Genomic DNA, 18,756 nt, shown 5'->3' on the forward strand with positions numbered 1-18,756 from the left:
TCATAGGCGGCGGGCCCGCCGGCCTGATGGCCGCCGAGGCCCTGGCCGGCGCCGGCGCGGCGCTGAAGGTTGAGGTCTACGACGCCATGCCCTCGGTGGGCCGCAAGTTTTTGCTGGCCGGCATAGGCGGGCTCAACCTCACGCATTCCGAGGCGCCGCAGGCCTTTGTGGGCCGTTACGGCGAGCGCGCCGCGCAATTGCAGCCGCTGCTGGCCGCCTTCGGCCCCGCCGAGCTGCGCGCCTGGGCCGAAGCCCTGGGCGTGGAGACTTTTATCGGCAGCTCGGGCCGCGTGTTTCCCAAGGACATGAAGGCCGCGCCGCTGCTGCGCGCCTGGCTGCAGCGCCTGCGCCAGGCCGGCGTGAAGTTTTCCATGCGGCACCGCTGGCTGGGCTGGGCCGATGACGGCGCGCTGAAATTCGCAACCCCCGCCGGCGAAGTGCGGGTACAGGCCGATGCCGTGGTGCTGGCGCTGGGCGGCGGCAGCTGGGCGCGCCTGGGCTCGGACGGCGCCTGGGTGCCGCTGCTGGCCGAGCGCGGCGTCGCGCTCGCGCCGCTGCAGCCTTCGAACTGCGGCTTTGAGGTCGCTGCCCGGCCCGACAGCCCCGCGCAAGTGCAGGAGGCCGTGGCCGATGCCGGCGAAACCCGCCGCGAATTTTTGCAGGAGCTCATAGGCAAAAGCCCGCGGCCGAACACAGGCTGGACCGAACATTTCGCCAGCCGCTTCGCCGGCCAGCCCTTCAAATCCGTCGCCATCCATTTCACCGATTCCCGCGGCCGCAGCTTCAGCCGCAAGGGCGAGTTCATCGCCACCGCCACCGGCGTCGAAGGCAGCCTGGTGTATGCCGCGTCCAGTTTGCTGCGCGACGAGATCGCCGCCCACGGCAGCGCCACCTTCATGCTGGACCTGCTGCCGGACAAATCACTCGAGCAGGTGCTGGTCGAGGTGCGGCATCCGCGCGGCTCGCGTTCGCTCTCCAGCCACCTGAAAAGCCGCCTCAACCTGGACGGCATCAAGGCCGCCATGCTCTATGAGCTGCTGGGCAAGGACGCGATTGCCGACCCGGCGCGCCTGGCCGCCGGCATCAAGGCCCTGCCGGTGCGCGTGACCGCCCCCCGGCCCATGGACGAAGCCATCAGCACCGCGGGCGGCGTGATGTTCGAAGCCATGAGCTCGCAATTGCAGTTGCAAAACCTCCAGGGCCCAGGCCAGCCCGTGTTCTGCGCCGGCGAGATGCTGGACTGGGAAGCGCCCACCGGCGGCTATTTGTTGACCGCCTGCTTTGCCAGCGGCCGCCTGGCGGGGCAGGGGGTTATTGCGCATTTCGGCCTTTGATGATTCATCACTCTGGAGAAGAGAGGACCACCATGATTGTCCGTTTCCACATCGAACCCATGATGCAGGACGAATTTGAATACCGCGTGAGCTACGAAGGCGAAGACCTTTACGGCGACGCCGGCCTCGATAGTGTGGAGGCCTGCATCATCGCCGCCACCGAAGGCCTGGGCCAGGACGCCATCGCGGCCGAAGTGGCTTACAAGGGCATCATCAGCGGCACCTACGCGCTCGCCTCGCTGGCCCTGGCCTCGGCGCAGATTGCCCAGCATGCGCTGCAGACCACCGAGGCGATTGAAGAGGCTGCCAGGTAAGGGCACAGGCCGATGAAGCCCTATTCCATCCTCTTTGTCTGCATGGGCAACATCTGCCGCAGCCCCACGGCCCATGGCGTGTTCCAGCACAAAGTCATGGAACGCGGCCTCGGCCACCAGGTGCAAGTCGATTCGGCCGGCACCCACAACTACCACCCCGGCAACCCGCCCGATGAGCGCTCCCAGGCGCATGCCGCCGGGCGGGGCTATGACCTTTCGGGCCTGAGGGCTCGGCAGATTTCGGGCGCGGATTTCGAGCGCCACGATTTGATCCTGGCCATGGACTGGGACAACCTGGCTTTGATCCAGGAAGAATGCCCTGCGACGTATTTGCATAAAGTGCGCAGGCTCACGGAGTTTTGTTTAAAGCATGACAGCCCGGTGGTGCCCGATCCCTACTACGGCGGCAAGGACGGCTTTGAGCATGTGCTGGACCTGGTGGAGGATGCTTGCGAGGGGCTGATGCGGCATGTGGAGCAGCGGCTGTAGCGGGACAGCATCTGGCTAACCGGATTTGCAATCCCGGTACTCAGCGACGTGTTACTGGTTAACCCTGCAAGGGATTTTTTCGAACATCGCTCTTAAAAACATAAAGCATGGTATCCATGCAGGTTCCAGCGGGGCCTCTTTAATCAAGTGATACAACGAGGTGTCACAGCGAGACTCAGATCACATCAACCAACGCGCTACCTCGGGACTGCTTATGGGAAAAGCAGACGTCTCTTGGTAATAGTCCCAGAACCATTGCTCGACGCGGCCCCGGTGCTGCCATAACATGTCGTCACAACTAGGTGAAAAGGCAGGGATGCGGCATGAATTTGACATCGATAGCTATTAAGGATTTTCGCTGCATTCAAAGCTTACGTCTGCCAATCAGAGGTAACGCCGTAATCATTGGGGAAAACAACGCGGGTAAAAGTGCGGTATTGGATGCGGTAAAAATTGCGCTGGGACGCAGGTGGGGGAAATCAGGAAACACTGGATTTAACGAGTATGACTTTCGCACGACTTTGCCAGGAGCAGATTCAAAGCAGGAGGTCATAGAGGTCACATTGGGATTCGCGGAAAAGGTCGCTCACGAGTGGCCTGAGAACATTACCGGGTCGCTTCTCGATATTACTCAAACAGACCCAAAAACTGCCTTAAATGCCATTGAGATGCGAGTCCGGTGTAAATTTGCTGAGGTTACTAAATCGGTGGAGCCAGAGTGGCAATTTTTAAACAGCGTTGGCGATCCTTATGCGGGAAAGGGTGCCCGTAACCAAAATCTTTCGAGTTTTTTTGATTATGTGCCTTGCTTCTCGATGGGAGCTATGAGAGATGCATCTGTAGAGTTTGGCGGTCGCTCTCGTTTTTGGGGCTCCCTGCTTAAATCGATAGATATTGATAAAGCAAAATCCGATGATCTGGAAGGAAAGTTTGCTGCCCTAAACACCGAATTGTTAGCAGCTGATCCTAAGCTTGAAAGTATTAAGAATACGCTCCGCTCTATAAGTAACGTTATTGCAATTGGTGCGGCTGGAAATGTGGACGTTAGAGCAGTCCCAATAAATCTTTGGGACATCATTAGTCGCTCAGAACTAATAGTGCAAGGTAAGGCTGCGGACCCCTGGCTTCCTATAGGACGTCACGGGAATGGAGTTCAAAGCTTAGCCGTCATGTTTTTATTTCGAGCCTACATTGAAAATATGTTGGAAGAGACATATACGGCTGACAGCACACCCATTCTCACGCTCGAAGAACCAGAAGCTCATCTGCACCCTCAGGCTTGTCGGGCGCTTTGGGAGTCAGTCGTGACGCTTCCCGGGCAGAAAATTATTACGACTCACTCTCCTTATTTTGTTCAGAATGTTCCGCTGAAGGACTTGATTATTTTGCGGCGAGGGGCCGAAGGGCCTAAAGGTTATCGAATTGAGCAGATTTTCTCCACCAAATTAAGTAATGCTGCCGGCCTTAATGCTGTTGTTACTAAATATCCGGCGCTCCTTTCGTACGATGAGATACAAGGGGTTCTGACCTGCCAAGGAGTATTGGAGGAGGCGACGTTTAGAGAGTTACTTATGTGCTTCGTGGACCCTCAGAACGCAACTGAAAATCACGCCGCCCTACGGAAGCTGAAGGATGAAAGCATTAATTTTGTGGGTGACGATGAAATTGGTCGCCTAGAAAGTTGGGCAAAGCGTATTCGGGGAGAAATTTTCTTTGCGCGAAAATGGATTTTGTGTGAGGGGCAATCCGAGTACGCCATCTTGGGCGCTATTGGTGAGAAACTGGGAGTGCCGTTGGATGCATATGGAATTTCCGTTATCGACTATCAGAATAATGGTTCTAGCGGTGCTTTTGCGACGCTTGCAAGAGCATTCGGATTTGAGTGGGCGATGATCTGTGATGGCGACCAGGGAGGGGATGATCATATTGCTCAGTTATTAAGTAAACGGTTTTTGCCTCAGCAGATTTCTGATCGGGTGGTGCAGCTTCCGAAGGGACAAGATCTGGAGCAGTATTTGATCGGAAGCACATTTCGCCCGCTTATGGTTGCTGCTATTCATGAGTTGGACGGTAGCGTGCCTGATACAGACGCCGATTTGTTGGCATTTGCTGCGGACCACAAAGAAGAGACTGCTGTGCGCTTGGCACGAAACATTCGATTGTCCGGGTCGGACATTACTATTCCTCCCAAGTTCACCGAACTATTCAAAAATCTGGGAGAAATAGCATGACCGAAGCCGAGAAACGGCTGGGGGACCTTTTGGCTTCGCTAACCCCTGTTCAGCGTCACGCGGCTGGGTGGGGCGATGGGGCCTTCTTGTTGCTGGCTGGTCCAGGCTCAGGAAAAACACGGGTTCTTACAGCCAGGATATCCAAACTCCTGGTCGAGTCTCCACAAAGTCGCTGGAGAATTCTCGCTTTGACTTTTACGAATCGTGCTGCTGACGAGATGCGCAGCCGGATACTGGAAATAATTCCTGACGCGGAGGACAGGCTATTCATAGGTACATTTCATTCGTTCGCCTGTGAAGTCTTGCGACAAAGTGGATCACTAATTGGGCTCAAAACCGATTTTAAAATCTACTCGTCAATGTCTGACAGGTTACTGATGCTCAATCGCGCATTGTCTGTTGCTGACGTGAATCCAGAAATCCCGCGAGAGAAAATTCTCCCTATGCTTGATCGTCTTCGCGATCTTTTGGTCTCTCCTGATGAATCTGAAAGATTTTTTTCTAGTGAGCTGCAAGGTATTGCCATTTCTCAAGCCTATAAGGCATACGATGATTTTCTGACGACAGAAAATGCAGTGGATTTCCCGGCCCTTATCTATAAGGCGCATGCTCTCTTTAAAGTTTTTCCAACAGTTGCTCGAAAGTATTCCTCAAATTACAAATACTTGTGTTTAGATGAATTTCAAGACGCAAATGAAGGGCAATACAAACTTCTTCGCGCCTTCGCCTCGACTGACTACAAAAATGTTTTTGCCGTTGCGGATGATGATCAAATCATCTATCAATGGAATGGCGCAAGTCATCAGCGTCTTGAGCAATTTCAATCGGATTTCGACCCAGAGCGTTTTCAGATGCCGACAAACTTTCGGTGTCCTGCTTCGGTGGTTCAGTTGGCCAACAATCTGGTAACCCATAACAGATTACGTGCACCTGGTAAAAGTCCATTAGAGGTTGGACGTACAGATACAGCAGTAGCGGAGGAGGTTCGCGTACTGTCTTTTGCAACTGATACCGATGAAGCCAGAGAAATTGCTCGAGATATCGCTTCGCGGCACCGTGCGCATTTAGGTTCTGTGGCGCTGATTGCAAGGACCAAAGCGCTCTTGGAAAAAGCGCGAGAAGCCTTGCATGACGAGGGCATTCCCGCTCAGATAGCCCAACGTCGCGATAGCTTTGCAAGCCTTCCTTACGCGTGGCTTCAAGGCGCCCTTAACCTGGCTAACCGTAGATCGGATCAACGAGCCTTTCAAGTCTTTGCGGAGGCTAGCAATAAGCTCTTGTCCCTAGATATTGATCTTGACTCAGCATCGGCCCAGGCGTCGGCGACCCATGGTGATCTACTTCGTAGTTGGGCGACAGAAGCAGCCCAAAGTACACAGCTAACCCTCCCAGGTCGGGCAATTGTTGAAGCCATCAACTCGCAACTTGCAGAGCGTCTGGATTACCGGAAGTTCATTCGAATAATAGTCAGCCATTTTCAAGAGCAAAAGGAGGTTTTTGAGCGAGAGTATCCTTTGTTCGATGAGGATCGTAGAGCTTGGACTGAGCTTTCGAAGGAAATTGCGTCGTCTTCCGGTGCAGGTGCGGGGCTTGATTCTTTCTTGCAAGAGCTTGAAATGCGCTCTAAAGAGCCTCCATTGATGAATGGAGTACTACCACTTTTGACGATACATGGCTCAAAAGGAAACGAGTTTGATCACGTATACATCGTCGGCTTAGCTGAAGACATCCTGCCTTCATTTCAAAGCAAGAATAAAGGTAACGCTAGTCCGGAAATGGAGGAGGAGCGACGGAATTGCTTTGTTGCAATTACTCGATGCATGAAATCCTTAACCCTGAGCTATGCCGGGAGATATAGGGGGTATGCCAAAAGCCCCTCTAGATTTTTAACGGAGATGGAAGTCGTTTCAACGAGCTGACCGACCGTGTCCGGGCATCTGTCTCCAGTGGTACAAAACCGCAGCGAGAAGCCGCTTTAGGCTCGAAACCCGCAAGAACTGCAGGTTGAAATGAATAAGGTGACGAGCCTTGACCCCGGCACTGGCTCCACAGTTAGGGCTGCTTGGTTCCCCACCTGACCCGGTTGGCCGCTTTACCATGCGGGAAGGCCCGTCGCCCTCGATTGTAAGGGACTTGGGAATGACCCTTGCTTCGTGGGGAACATAGTCTGGCAAACGCCTCCGAAACCCCAGCTTCTGCAAATTAGAATGCCTGGATGTCCTATCTCGTCCTAGCCCGCAAATACCGCCCCAAGAATTTCTCTGAAATGGTGGGGCAGTCGCATGTGGTGCAGGCTCTGGGCAATGCGCTGGCGACGCAGCGCTTGCACCATGCTTACCTGTTTACCGGCACGCGGGGCGTGGGCAAGACGACGATTTCGCGCATCCTGGCCAAGTCGCTGAACTGCCTGGGCCCGGACGGGCAGGGCGGTATCACGGCCACGCCCTGCGGTGTGTGCCAGGCCTGCACCGACATCGACAGCGGCCGTTTTGTGGACTACACCGAGCTGGATGCGGCGTCCAATCGCGGTGTCGATGAAATCGCGCAGCTGCTGGAGCAGGCGGTTTACAAACCTGTGGTGGGCCGCTTCAAGGTCTTCATGATCGACGAAGTCCACATGCTCACGAACACGGCCTTCAACGCCATGCTCAAGACGCTGGAGGAGCCGCCCGAATACCTGAAGTTCGTGCTGGCCACGACCGACCCGCAGAAGGTGCCGGCCACGGTGCTGTCGCGCTGCCTGCAGTTCAACCTGCGGCCCATGGCGCCCGAGACGGTGCTCGAACATTTGACGCAGGTGCTGGGCGTGGAAAACGTGCCGGCCGAGCCGCAGGCGCTGCGCCTGCTGGCGCGCGCGGCGCGCGGCTCCATGCGCGACGCGCTCTCGCTGACCGACCAGGCGATTGCCTTTGGCTCGGGCTCGCTCGAGGAAGCCAGCGTGCGCACTATGCTGGGCAGCGTGGACCGCAGCTATGTGTATCGCCTGCTGGACGCGCTGGCGCGCGGCGACGGCAAGACGGTGGTGGAAACCTCGGAGGCGCTGCGGCTTAACGGCCTGAGCGCGGCCTCCACGCTGGAGGAAATGACGACGGTGCTGCAGCGTATGGCGGTGCTGCAGGCCGTGCCGGAGATGGGCGAGGGCGGCGACGATGCCGACCCGGACATCGCCGAGACGGCGCGGCTGGCGCGCGCGCTGCCGGCCGACGAAACCCAGTTGCTCTACAGCCTGTGCCTGCATGGCCGCGGCGAGCTGGGCCTGGCGCCCGACGAATACGCGGGCCTGACCATGGTGTTGCTGCGCCTGCTGGCCTTCAAGCCCTCGGCTTCGGCCGCCCCCAGCCATGCGGGGGGTGCCGCCGAGCCCGGAAAAAAGCCTCAGCCTGAGGTCGCGCGGGCCGCTGCGCCCGCGCCGGCCCCCATGCCTGCGGCTGCCGCTCCCGCGCCGGCAGCATCGCTTGCGCCGGCTGTTGAAAGAAGGCCGCCTGTGGCGCCTCCAGCGCCCGCCGCGCAGGCCGAGCGCGCGCAGCCCGCACCCTATTTCAACGCCAGCGCCCCGGCCATGCCTGAGCCTGCGCAGGCTGCGCCGCCACAGCCGCGCCCGCCAGCCAGCGCGCCTTCCACCACACCCCCTCCGCTGGTGCCCGTGCCGCTGGGCGAAGCCTGGGGCCAGACGGTCAACCAGCTGGTCGCGGCCGAGGCCGTGGCGGCGCTCACGCGCGAGCTGGGCCTGCAGTCCGAGCTGCGCAGCCAGGACGGCAGCCTGTGGACGCTGCGCGTGGAGCGCGAATCGCTGAACCAGGCGGCCGCGCGCGAAAAGCTGCAGGCCGCGCTGCAGACGCATGTGGGCGACCCCGCTCTCAAGCTCGCGGTGGAGGTCGGCCCGGTCACCGACACCCCGGCGCGCCGCAATGGCGCCGCGGCGGCCGAGCGCCAGCGCGCGGCCGAAGAAATGATCCAGAACGACCCCCTGGTGCAGGACATGATGCGCGACTGGGGGGCGAAAATTGTCCCCGGCAGCATACGGCCGCTCGCGGCCAAGTCGATATGATCAAACCCATGTTCGAGTGACGAAACACAAACCCCGATTCAAAGACTCAGAAGGAAAAATCCATGTTTAACAAAGGACAACTCGCAGGCCTCATGAAGCAGGCGCAGGCCATGCAGGACAACATCAAGAAAGCCCAGGACGAACTGGCTTTTGTGGAAGTGACGGCCGAGGCCGGCGCGGGCCTGGTAAAGGTCACCATGACCTGCAAGCACGACGTCAAGCGTATCGAGATTGACCCCAGCCTGCTGGCCGACGACAAGGACATGCTGGAAGACCTGGTGGCCGCGGCTTTCAACGCTGCCGTGCGCAAGGCCGAGGAAGTCAGCCAGGAAAAAATGGGCAAGCTGACCGCGGGCCTTCCCCCCGGCATGAAATTACCCTTCTAGCTTTGGTCTACGCATTCACAAGCAGGGGCCGCGGGACTGGCTTTGCCAGACCGCAGGCGCAGCGCCCCCTCGGGGGGCAGAGAGCTACACGCAGTGAGCGAACGTGGGGGCCGGTGTATGGCTGACTCCAATGCTCTTGAAGGCCTGACCCAGGCGCTGCGCAAGCTGCCGGGTGTGGGCGCCAAGTCGGCCGCGCGCATGGCTTTTCACCTGCTGCAGCACGACAAGCCGGGCGCCTTACAGATCGCGCGCGCGCTCGAGCATGCGGTGGGCAGCGTGCGGCACTGCAGTCTGTGCAACACACTGACCGAGCAGGAGCTCTGCAGCACCTGCGCGAACCCGCAGCGCGACCGCAGCAAGCTCTGCGTGGTCGAGACACCGGCCGACCAGGCGGCGCTGGAGCGCACGCTGGCCTACAAGGGCCTGTACTTTGTGCTGATGGGCAAGCTGAGCCCGCTGGACGGCATAGGCCCGAATGACATAGGCCTGCAAAAGCTGTTCGACCGCGTGGTGCCCAAGGATGACCGCGGCGAGGCGCTGCCGCCCGAGTCACGCGAGGTGCAGGAGGTGATCCTGGCGACCAACTTCACGGCCGAGGGCGAAGCCACGGCGCATGTGATCGCCCAGGCGCTCAAAAGCCGCGGCGTGCAGGTCACGCGCCTGGCGCGCGGCGTGCCGGTGGGCAGCGAACTTGAATACGTGGACCTGGGCACGATTGCCCATGCGCTGGTGGACAGGCGCTGAGGGGCGCCCGCGACAACACAACAACATACGGAAGGAAAACCAACATGACATTCGCACGTTTCACCATTGCCTATTGGTGTGTGCTGATCGCGGCGCTGTTGCCGATCGCCTGCGCGGCGATCGCCAAGTACGGCATGATGAGCACGCCCCGGCGCGACGGCGGCTTTGACAACCACAACCCGCGCGGCTGGCTGGCCAAGCAGACCGACTGGCGCGGCCGCGCCAACGCGGCGCAGCAGAATACGTTTGAAGCGCTGCCGTTCTTCTTCGCGGCCGTCATCATCGCGCACATGTTGCAGGCCGCGCAGACGCGGCTGGACATCATGGCGCTGCTGTTCGTCTTTCTACGCATCGCCTACATCATGATGTACGTGGCCGACCTGGCCAAGGCGCGCTCGGCGGTCTGGGCCGTCGCGCTCTTCATCAACATCCTGATTCTTCTTTCGGCTTACCGCTGAAGCAGGGTGCGGCGCGTGCCGTAACCTTTGGTAACCGCAACGCCTCATTTTTGGTAAAAACCCGCACGGGATGATACCGATGCGGGCTTTTTTACGTCTCGATAAGCTTCTGCCATCCACAAGAAAAGAGGCTTTGCATGAACCGCCCACCCCTGATTTCCCGCCGCGGCTTTGCCGGCGGCGCCGCGCTGGCCGTGGCGACGCTGGCAATTCCGTCGCTGCGGGCCCAGCCCAAACTCGAAAAAAGCAAGATCGCGATTGCCGTGGGCGGCAAGGCCGCGTTTTATTACCTGCCGCTCACGATTTCCGAACAACTGGGCTACTTCAAGGCCGAGGGCCTGGACATAGAGATCAGCGATTTCGCGGGCGGCGCGCGCGCGCTGCAGGCCGTGGTCGGCGGCTCGGCCGACGTGTGCTCGGGCGCGTTTGAGCACACCATCAACCTGCAGGCCAAGAACCAGATGTTCCAGGCCTTTGTGCTGCAGGGCAGGGCGCCGCAGATCGCCTTCGGCATCTCGACCAAGAACCTGCCCAACTACAAGTCGCTGACCGACCTCAAGGGCAAAAGAATCGGCGTGTCGGCACCGGGTTCGTCGACCAATATGATGGCCAACCTGGTGCTTTCGCGCGCCGGCCTCAAGCCCAGCGACGTGAGTTTTATCGGCGTGGGCACGGCGGCCGGTGCGCTGACCGCGTTGCGCTCGGGCCAGATCGACGCCATGAGCAACACCGACCCGGTGATGACCATGCTGGAGCAAAAAGGCGAGGTCAAGATCATCAGCGACACGCGCACCCTTAAAGGCACGACCGAGGTGTTCGGCGGCTCCATGCCGGCGGGCTGCCTCTACGCGCCGCTGGAGTTTGTGCAAAAGCATCCCAACACCTGCCAGGCCATGGCCAATGCCATCGTGCACGGCCTCAAGTGGCTGCAGACCGCCGGCCCGGGCGACATCATCAAGACCGTGCCCGAGAGCTATCTGCTGGGCGACCGCGCGCTCTACCTGGCGTCCTTTAACAAGGTGCGCGAGTCGATTTCGCTGGACGGCATCATTCCCGACGACGGCGCGCGCACCGCGCTCAAGGCGCTGGCCAGCTTCGACCCCAGCATCAGGGCCGACAAGATAGACATCGCCAAGACTTACACCAACGAGTTTGCAAAACGGGCCAAAGATCGATTTAAAGCTTAGCCCCCACGGTCGCTCACTTCGTGTAGCTCCCTGCCCCCCGAGGGGGCCGCTGCGCCTGCGGTCTGGCGAAGCCAGTCCCGCGGCCCCTGCTGGTGAAGACAACCCGCTGAGGGGCCGCTGCGCCTGCGGCCCGGCGAAGCCGGTTCCGCGGCACCTGCTGGTGAAGAGATGGGGCCTCAAGTTTTCATTTCTGCCTTGATCCTGAGCAGCCTCGCGCAGGCAGCTTGCTGTAAGCTCCCGCCATGCCTGAACCCGATACCGCCTGCGCCCTCGAGCTGATCGACATCAGCTGCACCTTCCGCTCACGCGACGATGCGGGCCAGCGTTACACCGCGGTCAGCAACACCACCTTGCGCATCAACGCGGGCGAGTTCGTCTCGGTCGTGGGGCCTACGGGCTGCGGCAAGTCCACGCTGCTCAATATAGGCGCCGGCCTGCTGGCGGCCTCTTCGGGTGAGGTGAAGGTTTTCGGCGCGCCGCTGGCCGGTATCAACACCCGCGCCGGCTATATGTTCCAGACCGAGGCCTTGATGCCCTGGCGCAGTGCGCTGGCCAATGTGATGATGGGCCTGCAGTACCGCGGGGTTCCGGATGCGGAGGCACGTCGCCAGGCCCAGGGTTGGCTGGAGCGCGTGGGCCTGGCCGAGTTCGGCGACCGCTACCCGCACCAGCTCTCGGGCGGCATGCGCAAGCGCACGGCGCTGGCCCAGGTGCTGGCGCTGGATCCAGACATCATCCTGATGGACGAACCCTTTAGCGCGCTGGACATCCAGACCCGCCAGCTCATGGAAAACGAAGTGCTGGCCCTTTGGGCCGCCAAAAAGAAGGCCGTGCTTTTTATCACCCACGACCTCGACGAGGCCATCGCCATGAGCGACCGCGTGGTCGTGCTGTCGGCCGGCCCGGGCACGCATCCCATGGGCGAGTTCGCCATCGACCTGCCGCGCCCGCGCGATGTGGCCGAGGTGCGCCACCATCCGCGCTTTGTGGAACTGCACACGCAGATCTGGAATGTGCTGCGCGATGAGGTGCTCAAGGGCTATGCGCAGCAATTGAAGAAGGCCGCCTGAGTATGTGGTCTTCCCTGAAACCTTCCGGAAAAAACCTGCGCGCCTGGCAGGTCGGCCTGCTGGTCGTCATCCTGCTGGTCTGGCACGCCGCTTCGCGCGACCAGAAGATCGCGTTTTTCCTGGGCGAACCGATCAAGGTGGCGGGCCGGGTCTGGAGCTGGTTCATGCCTTTCGGCTTCGGCCCCAGTGCATTGTTTCCCGACGGGCTGCCGGGCAATGCCGACATCTATCTGCACCTGGGCACCACCTTGCTGGAGACCGTGCTGGCCTTTGGCATAGGCACGGTGCTGGGCCTGGCCTGCGGGCTGTGGCTGGCACTGGCGCCCACGGCCAGCGCCATCCTGGACCCTTACATCAAGGCGGCCAATTCGATGCCGCGCGTGATCCTGGCACCTATCTTTTCGCTGTGGCTGGGCCTGGGCATCTGGAGCAAGGTGGCGCTGGCCGTCACGCTGGTGTTCTTTATCGTGTTCTTCAACGTTTACCAGGGCGTGAAGGAGGTCAGCCCGGTGGTGTTGGCCAATGCCCGCATGCTGGGCGCCAACCAGCGCCAGCTGCTGCGCACCGTGTACCTGCCCAGCGCCACCAGCTGGGTGTTCTCCAGCCTGCACACCTCGGTGGGCCTGGCTTTTGTGGGCGCGGTGGTGGGTGAATACCTGGGCTCGGCGCGCGGCGTGGGCTACCTGATCCTGCAGGCCGAGGGCACGTTTGACGTCAACACCGTGTTCGCCGGCATCGTGGTGCTGACGGCCTTCGCGCTGGTGCTCGACGGCATTGTGGGCCGGCTCGAAAAACGCCTCATGAAGTGGCAGCCGCGCAGCGGCGAGACGGAAAAGCTCTGACGTAAAACCCTGGCGTTTTCCCCTGTGCCGCAAACTTCCTGCCGTCCTACAGCGCCGGGCGGTGCGCGTCCTTAAAGTCGAGGCCGGACTACTCCTCCAAGGAAAAACGCCATGAACCTCTCGCTCAGCATAGGGCCGCTGATGTCCCTGATCGCAGGCATCCTGATCCTGATCATCCCGCGCCTGCTCAACTACATCGTGGCCATCTACCTGATCGTCATCGGCCTGGTTGGCCTGTTCGGCGTGGGCACGCTCAAGCTTTAGCAGCCGGGGCGTGAAAGCGCGGCCTCAGCGCTTTTTGGTTTTCACGACCGGCTTGGCCGTGCCGCGCTTGACGGCCTTGACGCCGGCCTTGCCGCGGCCGTGGCTGGCCGAGGCGGCATGGCTTTTGACCGGCAGGAAGACCACCACCGGGTGGCCCAGCTTGAAGGCGCTGGAGGCGCTGACGTGGTTCCACTCGGCCACATTGGCGGCGCTCAGGCCGTAGCGCTTGGCAATGGTCGCTACCGATTCGCCCTTGCGGGCTTTTACGGTGGTGCGCCGCGTGACGACTTCGGGTGCGAAAGACACCTGGGCGGTGTCGGCGATGTGGGAGGTGACGTCGTTCTCGACCTTGGCCGAGCGCGGCACCAGCAGGGTGGAGCCGGCCTTGATCAGCATGCGTGGCGGGATGTTGTTGACGCCGCGCAGGTCGGTCTCGCTCATGCCGGTGCGGCGTGCCGCCTCGGCCGCGTTCATGGTGCTGGGCGCGGTCCAGGCCGTCCAGCTTGCGTACTGGCCCTGGCTGTAGGCCTCGAAGTTGCGCTGGAACACCGTGGCGTTGTCCCAGGGCAGCAGGATTTGCGGCGTGCCGGCGGCGATGATGACGGGGCGGTGCGCCGAGGGATTCAACGCCTTGAAGTCCTCGATCTTGACGTCAGCCAGGCGCGCGGCCAGGGCCACGTCGATGTCGCGGGTGATCAGCACCTGCTGGAAGTAGGGGTGGTTCTCGATCAGCGGCAGCTCGGTGCGAAAGGCCTGCGGGTTGGCGACGATGTTCTTGACGGCCTGAAGCTTGGGCACGTAGAGCCGGGTTTCGGCCGGCATGTTGAGGTCGGAGTAGCTGGTGCCCAGGCCGGCCCGCTGGTTTTTGGCGATGGCACGGCCCACGCTGCCTTCACCCCAGTTGTAGGCGGCCAGCGCCAGGTGCCAGTCGCCGAACATGCCGTAGAGTTTTTGCAGGTAATCGAGCGCGGCGCGGGTGGAGGCCAGCACGTCGCGGCGGTCGTCGCGGAAGGCGTTTTGCTTCAGGTCGAAATACTTGCCGGTGGCCGGCATGAACTGCCACATGCCGGCGGCCTTGGCGCTGGAGACGGCCTGCGGGTTGAAGGCGCTTTCGATGAAGGGCAGCAGGGCCAGCTCGGTGGGCATCTGGCGGCGCTCGAGCTCCTCAACAATGTGGAACAGGTATTTGCTGGAGCGCTCGGTCATGCGCTGGATGTAGTCGGGCCGGCTCGCATACCACTGCTCGCGGTCGGTCACCAGCTCGTTTTGCAGGTCGGGCATGGCAAAGCCGCGGCGTATGCGATCCCAGAGCTCCTTGGGCGGCTCGGTGGAGGCGACGTTCTGGTGCGAGCCGGCCTGGCCCGGCGTAATGGCCTGCAGGGGGCCGCTGGGCAGCAGCGGCTTGGCGGCCGGTGCGCCGCCGGTGGTCAGCACCGGGTCGCTGGGCAGGCCGGGCGCCTGCGTGGCGCAGCCCGCGAGCAGCGCCGCCGCCAGCACCAGGGCCAGCGAAGCAAGGCGAAAAAGTGGGGAAGAGAAAGGATTCGAAGGGCCGGAAAAGCTCGAAAGAGTGGCGACTGCAGTGGTGCGGGAGTGTGGCGTCATTTGAATTGGTTTTTCCACTGCCGGATGGCGGCAAATACGGTGGTGTCGTCATGGGCCGACGCATCAAAGTGCCGGGCAGCCTGCATGATAGTGGCTTGCCGGGTTCGCAAAAAGGGGTTAACCAGCAGTTCCTGCGCAATCGAGCTCGGCAGGGTTGGCATTCCTTGCTCGCGCAGGCGGATGCATTTCGCCTGATAGGCCGCCAGTTCCGCGTTGCCGGGCTCCACGGCCATGGCAAAGCGCAGGTTGGACAGCGTGTATTCATGGGTGCAGCAGACCACGGTGTTGCCGGGCAGGGCGGCGAGCTTGTCGAGCGAGGCTAGCATCTGGGCGGGCGTGCCTTCAAACAAACGCCCGCAGCCGCCCGAGAACAGCGTGTCGCCGCAGAACAGCAGGGGCTTGCCGTTGACCTCGGGTGCATAGTAGGCGATGTGGCCGGCCGTGTGGCCCGGTACGTCTATCACCTGGAATTCAAGGCCGAGGGCGCGCGCAGTGTCGCCACCTTTAAGGTGCGTATAAGGCTGTGGAATGCGCTCGGCGCCTGGACCCCAGACCTGGGCGCCGGTCGCTTCGCGCAGGGCGTCCACACCGCCCGTGTGGTCCGCGTGGTGGTGCGTGACTAGAATCGACTCCAGTTGCAATGCGTGCTCATCCAGGGCGCGCTGCACCGGCCCGGCATCTCCCGGGTCCACGACCAGGGCGCGCTTGCCGTCATGCAACAACCAGAGGTAGTTGTCATTGAAGGCGGGGATGGGGATCAAATACATGTTGCGGTATCTCGATGAGCTCTGAAATTATAGGTTTGACGGACTGGCTGGCGACGCCGCCCGGCGCTTACCTGCTGGACTGGGAACGCGCGCATTTCGACCAGGCCGTCAGCGACGTCTTCGGCTACCACGCCCTGCAATTGGGCCTGCCGGAACTCGATGCGCTGCAGGCCAACCGCATGCCGCACAAATGGCTGGCGCTGGAGTCCGTGCCTGGCTTGCCCGCGCGCGGTGATGGTGCGACCGGCGCCCCCGCGGCAAGTTCCCGGCGCGCGGCCTTGCTGACCGACTCGGGGGCGCTGCCGTTTCCGGAAAGCAGCCTGGACCTGGTGGTGCTGCCGCACACGCTGGAGCTCAGCCGCGACCCGCATGCCACCCTGCGCGAGGTCAGTCGGGTGCTGGTGCCCGAGGGCCGCGTGGTCATCAGCGGGCTCAATCCCACCAGCCTCTGGGGCCTGCGCCAGCGGCGCGGCCACCTGTACCAGCGCTGGGGCTACGACAGCCTGTTTCTGCCCAAGACGGGCGAATTCATCGGCTACTGGCGGCTGCGCGACTGGCTGAGGCTGCTGGACTTTGAGGTAGAGTCGGGGCGCTTCGGCTGCTACCGCCCGGCGCTGACTAGCCAGGCCTGGCTGGACCGCTTCGAATGGATGGACGCGGCAGGCGCGCGCTGGTGGCCCATCTTCGGCGCCGTGTACTTTCTCGCGGCGATCAAGCGCGTGCGCGGCGTGCGGCTGCTGGAGCCCGCCTGGAAGGCGCGCAAGGCCCCGGCCGCGGCGCCAGCCGCGGTGGCCAACAAGGAGCCGGCCGTCCGGCTGCGGCCGCCTGTTTGAGCGGGCCTTTTTTTCTTTTTCAACCGCCGGGTGCTGTAAGGCCCGGTGTTTTTTCATAAGCAGCACAAACGCATGACCGATTTATCCACCAGCCCAGCCGCCACACCACAGCCCGTCGTGATCTACACCGACGGCGCATGTAAGGGTAATCCCGGCCCCGGTGGCTGGGGTGTGCTGCTGTCCCAGGGCGGCACCCAGAAAGAACTGTTCGGCGGCGAACTGGGCACCACCAACAACCGCATGGAAATGACGGCCGTCATCGAGGCCCTGGCGGCCCTCAAGCGGCCCTGCAGCGTGACCCTGTACCTCGACAGCGAGTACGTGCGCAAGGGCATCACCGAGTGGATCCACGGCTGGAAGGCCAGGGGCTGGCGCACGGCGGCCAAGGCGCCCGTCAAGAACGTGGACCTGTGGCAGCGCCTGGACGCGCTGGTCAGCGGCAGCGGCCACAAGATCGACTGGCGCTGGGTCAAGGGCCATGCCGGCGATCCCGGCAACGAGCGTGCCGATGCGCTGGCCAACAAGGGCGTGGAACGCGCGCTGGGCCGCTTGTAACAAGCGTCTGGGGTGGGCCCCGGGCCACGGCGGGAACATGCGCGAAAAAATGCGCACCAAGCAGGGATGGCCGGCGCAAATGCCCGCGTTCCGGCACGCACCATAAGCGTACGTAGCATCCGCCCCACGGGCATCGCAGGCCTTTGGTAAAGCCGTTGTAAAGCTACAGCGCTTGCCCCTGGCAGGGGCGAGAAAAGGCTGCGCGCGCCATGGTGTCCTGCTACATTGGAAGTTTGTATCTCTTTGTATTACAAGTTCCTTCCCCATGGCATCCAAAGCAATCTACACAGCTGTCGCCGTCGCGGGCATTGCGGTCGCATCGGGCGCTGCCTGGTGGCTCCAGAAACCCAAGGCGCCGGATGCCGCAGGTGCCGCGCCTTCAGCCTCCGGCAATGGCGCCAATGCGGGGAAACCGGTCACGGTGGAAGCCGCCAAAGTGGAACTGGCCCGGCTGTCGGACGACACGCAAGCCGTGGGCAGCCTGCGTTCACGCCGCGGCGTGGTCTTGCGGCCCGAGGTCAGCGGGCGCATCACCCAGCTCAATTTCACCGACGGCCAGCGTGTGCGCAAAGGCCAGCTGCTGGTGCAGTTCGACGACCAGCTGCCGCTGGCCCAGGTGCAGCAAAGCCAGGCCGAACTCTCCATCGCCCGGGCCAACCAGAAGCGCAACCAGGAACTGGTGGCGCAAAACTTCATCAGCCAGCGCTCCCTCGATGAAAGCGCGGCCAACCTGCAGGTGGCCGAAGCCAAGCTGTCGCTGGCCAAGGCCACCGCGGCCCGCCTCAAAATCCTCGCGCCTTTTGACGGCATTGCCGGCATACGCCTGGTCAACGTGGGCGACTACCTCAAGGACGGCGCGGACATCGTCAACATCGAGGACATCGAGGCGATTTTTGTCGACTTCCGCCTGCCAGAGCGCTTCCAGAACAAGGTCAAGCGCGGGCAGACGGCCGTGCTCGACATCGACGCCTTGCCAGGCCGCAAGTACAACGCGCAGATCCAGGCCATAGACCCCCTGATCGACGCCAACGGCCGCTCCATAGGCGTGCGCGGCTGCATAGACAACCGCCAGCTGCAGCTGCGTCCGGGCATGTTCGCCCGCGTCAACACCGTTTTCGGCGTGCGCGAGAACGCCCGCGTGGTCCCCGAGGAAGCCATTGTTCCGCAGGGCGGCCGGCAGTTCGTCATCAAGCTGCTGGAAGGCCCGAACGAGCAGACCCGTACGACCAAACGCGTGGAAGTCAAGGTCGGCCTGCGCAGCCCGGGCAAGGTCGAGATTCTTGAAGGCCTGGAGGCCGGCGACACCGTGGTCTCGGCCGGCCAGCAGCGCGTGCAGCGCGACGGCACGCTGGTGACCGTGGTGGACCTGGCCGCGGGTGCTTCGGCCCGCGCGGGCAACGCAAAAGCCGCCGCTCCGGCAGCGGGCGCTTCCGCCTCCGCGGCCGCTCCGATAAAGGCCGCCGCGGCGGAGCCCGCGGCCCAGGCGCCGCTGTCCGGCCCCAACCCCTGCGGCATCGTGGTGTCCGAGGCCCCGCGGGGCCTGGTGCCGGTGCGCAGCATCACACCGGCCGAGCGCAGTCCGTCAGGCCCGCCGGCGCGCGACCCTACCTGAGCGGCCGGCCCGGTTTCATA

18 protein-coding genes and 1 other RNA gene are annotated in these 18,756 nt (G+C 62.1%); 16 read left to right on the forward strand and 3 right to left on the reverse strand.

What is annotated here, in order from left to right:
* The first annotated feature begins 2 nt into the window (after positions 1 to 2).
* The 5 genes from PMI15_RS16320 (at position 3) to PMI15_RS24420 (ending at position 6,287) form a co-directional block, all read left to right on the forward strand.
* A complete protein-coding gene (locus tag PMI15_RS16320; RefSeq protein ID WP_007871414.1) occupies positions 3 to 1,334 on the forward strand; it encodes a TIGR03862 family flavoprotein in 1,332 nt (443 codons plus the stop codon).
* A gap of 32 nt (positions 1,335 to 1,366) precedes the next feature.
* On the forward strand, positions 1,367 to 1,648 hold the full coding sequence (locus PMI15_RS16325) for a hypothetical protein (RefSeq protein ID WP_007871416.1): 282 nt from the start codon (positions 1,367 to 1,369) through the stop codon (positions 1,646 to 1,648).
* 12 nt (positions 1,649 to 1,660) lie between these two features.
* Complete coding sequence (locus PMI15_RS16330; protein ID WP_007871418.1) at positions 1,661 to 2,137, forward strand: low molecular weight protein-tyrosine-phosphatase; 477 nt, start codon at positions 1,661 to 1,663, stop codon at positions 2,135 to 2,137.
* Between the two features lie 323 nt (positions 2,138 to 2,460).
* Positions 2,461 to 4,368, forward strand: a complete 1,908-nt coding sequence (locus PMI15_RS16335; protein ID WP_007871444.1) for an ATP-dependent endonuclease — start codon at positions 2,461 to 2,463, stop codon at positions 4,366 to 4,368.
* Positions 4,365 to 6,287, forward strand: coding sequence for an ATP-dependent helicase (locus PMI15_RS24420; RefSeq protein WP_007871455.1), 1,923 nt, complete (start codon positions 4,365 to 4,367; stop codon positions 6,285 to 6,287). Before PMI15_RS16335 ends, PMI15_RS24420 begins: the two co-directional genes overlap by 4 nt.
* A 98-nt stretch (positions 6,288 to 6,385) precedes the next feature.
* On the opposite strand, the gene ffs is transcribed toward PMI15_RS24420, so the two are convergent.
* Positions 6,386 to 6,482, reverse strand: an RNA gene (gene ffs / locus PMI15_RS24090) — signal recognition particle sRNA small type.
* A gap of 101 nt (positions 6,483 to 6,583) precedes the next feature.
* Between ffs and dnaX the strand changes: the two genes are divergently transcribed.
* The 8 genes from dnaX (at position 6,584) to PMI15_RS24425 (ending at position 13,367) form a co-directional block, all read left to right on the forward strand.
* Positions 6,584 to 8,416 carry a DNA polymerase III subunit gamma/tau gene (dnaX, locus tag PMI15_RS16345; RefSeq protein WP_007871457.1) on the forward strand — a complete coding sequence of 611 codons (1,833 nt, stop codon included), beginning with the start codon at positions 6,584 to 6,586 and terminating at the stop codon, positions 8,414 to 8,416.
* 62 nt (positions 8,417 to 8,478) lie between these two features.
* Positions 8,479 to 8,802, forward strand: coding sequence for a YbaB/EbfC family nucleoid-associated protein (locus tag PMI15_RS16350; RefSeq protein WP_007871458.1), 324 nt, complete (start codon positions 8,479 to 8,481; stop codon positions 8,800 to 8,802).
* 117 nt (positions 8,803 to 8,919) lie between these two features.
* Complete coding sequence (recR, locus tag PMI15_RS16355) at positions 8,920 to 9,546, forward strand: recombination mediator RecR (protein ID WP_007871459.1); 627 nt, start codon at positions 8,920 to 8,922, stop codon at positions 9,544 to 9,546.
* A 44-nt stretch (positions 9,547 to 9,590) separates the two neighbouring features.
* Complete coding sequence (locus PMI15_RS16360; RefSeq protein ID WP_007871460.1) at positions 9,591 to 10,004, forward strand: MAPEG family protein; 414 nt, start codon at positions 9,591 to 9,593, stop codon at positions 10,002 to 10,004.
* Between the two features lie 137 nt (positions 10,005 to 10,141).
* On the forward strand, positions 10,142 to 11,191 hold the full coding sequence (locus PMI15_RS16365) for an ABC transporter substrate-binding protein (protein WP_007871461.1): 1,050 nt from the start codon (positions 10,142 to 10,144) through the stop codon (positions 11,189 to 11,191).
* A 242-nt stretch (positions 11,192 to 11,433) separates the two neighbouring features.
* Positions 11,434 to 12,261 carry an ABC transporter ATP-binding protein gene (locus PMI15_RS16370; protein ID WP_007871462.1) on the forward strand — a complete coding sequence of 276 codons (828 nt, stop codon included), beginning with the start codon at positions 11,434 to 11,436 and terminating at the stop codon, positions 12,259 to 12,261.
* Between the two features lie 2 nt (positions 12,262 to 12,263).
* Positions 12,264 to 13,103 (forward strand): ABC transporter permease, encoded by an 840-nt coding sequence (locus PMI15_RS16375; RefSeq protein ID WP_007871476.1) that lies wholly within the window; start codon positions 12,264 to 12,266, stop codon positions 13,101 to 13,103.
* Positions 13,104 to 13,214: 111 nt separating this feature from the next.
* Positions 13,215 to 13,367: a DUF3096 domain-containing protein gene (locus tag PMI15_RS24425; RefSeq protein ID WP_007871478.1), complete on the forward strand. Its 153-nt coding sequence runs from the start codon at positions 13,215 to 13,217 to the stop codon at positions 13,365 to 13,367.
* 24 nt (positions 13,368 to 13,391) lie between these two features.
* Here the strand turns inward: PMI15_RS24425 and PMI15_RS16380 are convergent, their stop codons facing one another.
* Both PMI15_RS16380 and gloB read right to left on the reverse strand, forming a co-directional pair.
* Positions 13,392 to 14,969, reverse strand: a complete 1,578-nt coding sequence (locus PMI15_RS16380) for a transglycosylase SLT domain-containing protein (protein WP_007871480.1) — start codon at positions 14,967 to 14,969, stop codon at positions 13,392 to 13,394.
* Positions 14,966 to 15,736 carry a hydroxyacylglutathione hydrolase gene (gene gloB, locus PMI15_RS16385; protein WP_007871482.1) on the reverse strand — a complete coding sequence of 257 codons (771 nt, stop codon included), beginning with the start codon at positions 15,734 to 15,736 and terminating at the stop codon, positions 14,966 to 14,968. Before gloB ends, PMI15_RS16380 begins: the two co-directional genes overlap by 4 nt.
* Positions 15,737 to 15,750: 14 nt before the next feature.
* Between gloB and PMI15_RS16390 the strand changes: the two genes are divergently transcribed.
* From PMI15_RS16390 to PMI15_RS16400, 3 genes are all read left to right on the forward strand, one after another.
* On the forward strand, positions 15,751 to 16,569 hold the full coding sequence (locus tag PMI15_RS16390) for a class I SAM-dependent methyltransferase (protein WP_007871484.1): 819 nt from the start codon (positions 15,751 to 15,753) through the stop codon (positions 16,567 to 16,569).
* A gap of 72 nt (positions 16,570 to 16,641) precedes the next feature.
* Positions 16,642 to 17,124 (forward strand): ribonuclease HI, encoded by a 483-nt coding sequence (gene rnhA, locus PMI15_RS16395; protein WP_007871486.1) that lies wholly within the window; start codon positions 16,642 to 16,644, stop codon positions 17,122 to 17,124.
* Positions 17,125 to 17,389: 265 nt separating this feature from the next.
* The gene (locus PMI15_RS16400; protein ID WP_007871488.1) at positions 17,390 to 18,736 is read left to right on the forward strand and encodes an efflux RND transporter periplasmic adaptor subunit; all 1,347 of its coding nucleotides are present in this window, start codon (positions 17,390 to 17,392) and stop codon (positions 18,734 to 18,736) included.
* Positions 18,737 to 18,756: the final 20 nt, after the last annotated feature.

This window comes from Polaromonas sp. CF318 (assembly GCF_000282655.1).
In the GTDB taxonomy this organism is placed as follows: Bacteria; Pseudomonadota; Gammaproteobacteria; order Burkholderiales; family Burkholderiaceae_C; genus Polaromonas.

Bases quoted from the DNA above. Each gene is read 5' to 3' on its own strand.
- PMI15_RS16325 (WP_007871416.1), top strand. From the start codon at position 1,367: ATGATTGTCCGTTTCCACATCGAACCCATGATGCAGGACGAATTTGAA.
- PMI15_RS16330 (WP_007871418.1), top strand. From the start codon at position 1,661: ATGAAGCCCTATTCCATCCTCTTTGTCTGCATGGGCAACATCTGCCGC.
- PMI15_RS16335 (WP_007871444.1), top strand. From the start codon at position 2,461: ATGAATTTGACATCGATAGCTATTAAGGATTTTCGCTGCATTCAAAGC.
- PMI15_RS24420 (WP_007871455.1), top strand. From the start codon at position 4,365: ATGACCGAAGCCGAGAAACGGCTGGGGGACCTTTTGGCTTCGCTAACC.
- dnaX (WP_007871457.1), top strand. From the start codon at position 6,584: ATGTCCTATCTCGTCCTAGCCCGCAAATACCGCCCCAAGAATTTCTCT.
- PMI15_RS16350 (WP_007871458.1), top strand. From the start codon at position 8,479: ATGTTTAACAAAGGACAACTCGCAGGCCTCATGAAGCAGGCGCAGGCC.
- recR (WP_007871459.1), top strand. From the start codon at position 8,920: ATGGCTGACTCCAATGCTCTTGAAGGCCTGACCCAGGCGCTGCGCAAG.
- PMI15_RS16360 (WP_007871460.1), top strand. From the start codon at position 9,591: ATGACATTCGCACGTTTCACCATTGCCTATTGGTGTGTGCTGATCGCG.
- PMI15_RS16365 (WP_007871461.1), top strand. From the start codon at position 10,142: ATGAACCGCCCACCCCTGATTTCCCGCCGCGGCTTTGCCGGCGGCGCC.
- PMI15_RS16370 (WP_007871462.1), top strand. From the start codon at position 11,434: ATGCCTGAACCCGATACCGCCTGCGCCCTCGAGCTGATCGACATCAGC.
- PMI15_RS16375 (WP_007871476.1), top strand. From the start codon at position 12,264: ATGTGGTCTTCCCTGAAACCTTCCGGAAAAAACCTGCGCGCCTGGCAG.
- PMI15_RS24425 (WP_007871478.1), top strand. From the start codon at position 13,215: ATGAACCTCTCGCTCAGCATAGGGCCGCTGATGTCCCTGATCGCAGGC.
- PMI15_RS16380 (WP_007871480.1), bottom strand. From the start codon at position 14,969: ATGACGCCACACTCCCGCACCACTGCAGTCGCCACTCTTTCGAGCTTT.
- gloB (WP_007871482.1), bottom strand. From the start codon at position 15,736: ATGTATTTGATCCCCATCCCCGCCTTCAATGACAACTACCTCTGGTTG.
- PMI15_RS16390 (WP_007871484.1), top strand. From the start codon at position 15,751: ATGAGCTCTGAAATTATAGGTTTGACGGACTGGCTGGCGACGCCGCCC.
- rnhA (WP_007871486.1), top strand. From the start codon at position 16,642: ATGACCGATTTATCCACCAGCCCAGCCGCCACACCACAGCCCGTCGTG.
- PMI15_RS16400 (WP_007871488.1), top strand. From the start codon at position 17,390: ATGGCATCCAAAGCAATCTACACAGCTGTCGCCGTCGCGGGCATTGCG.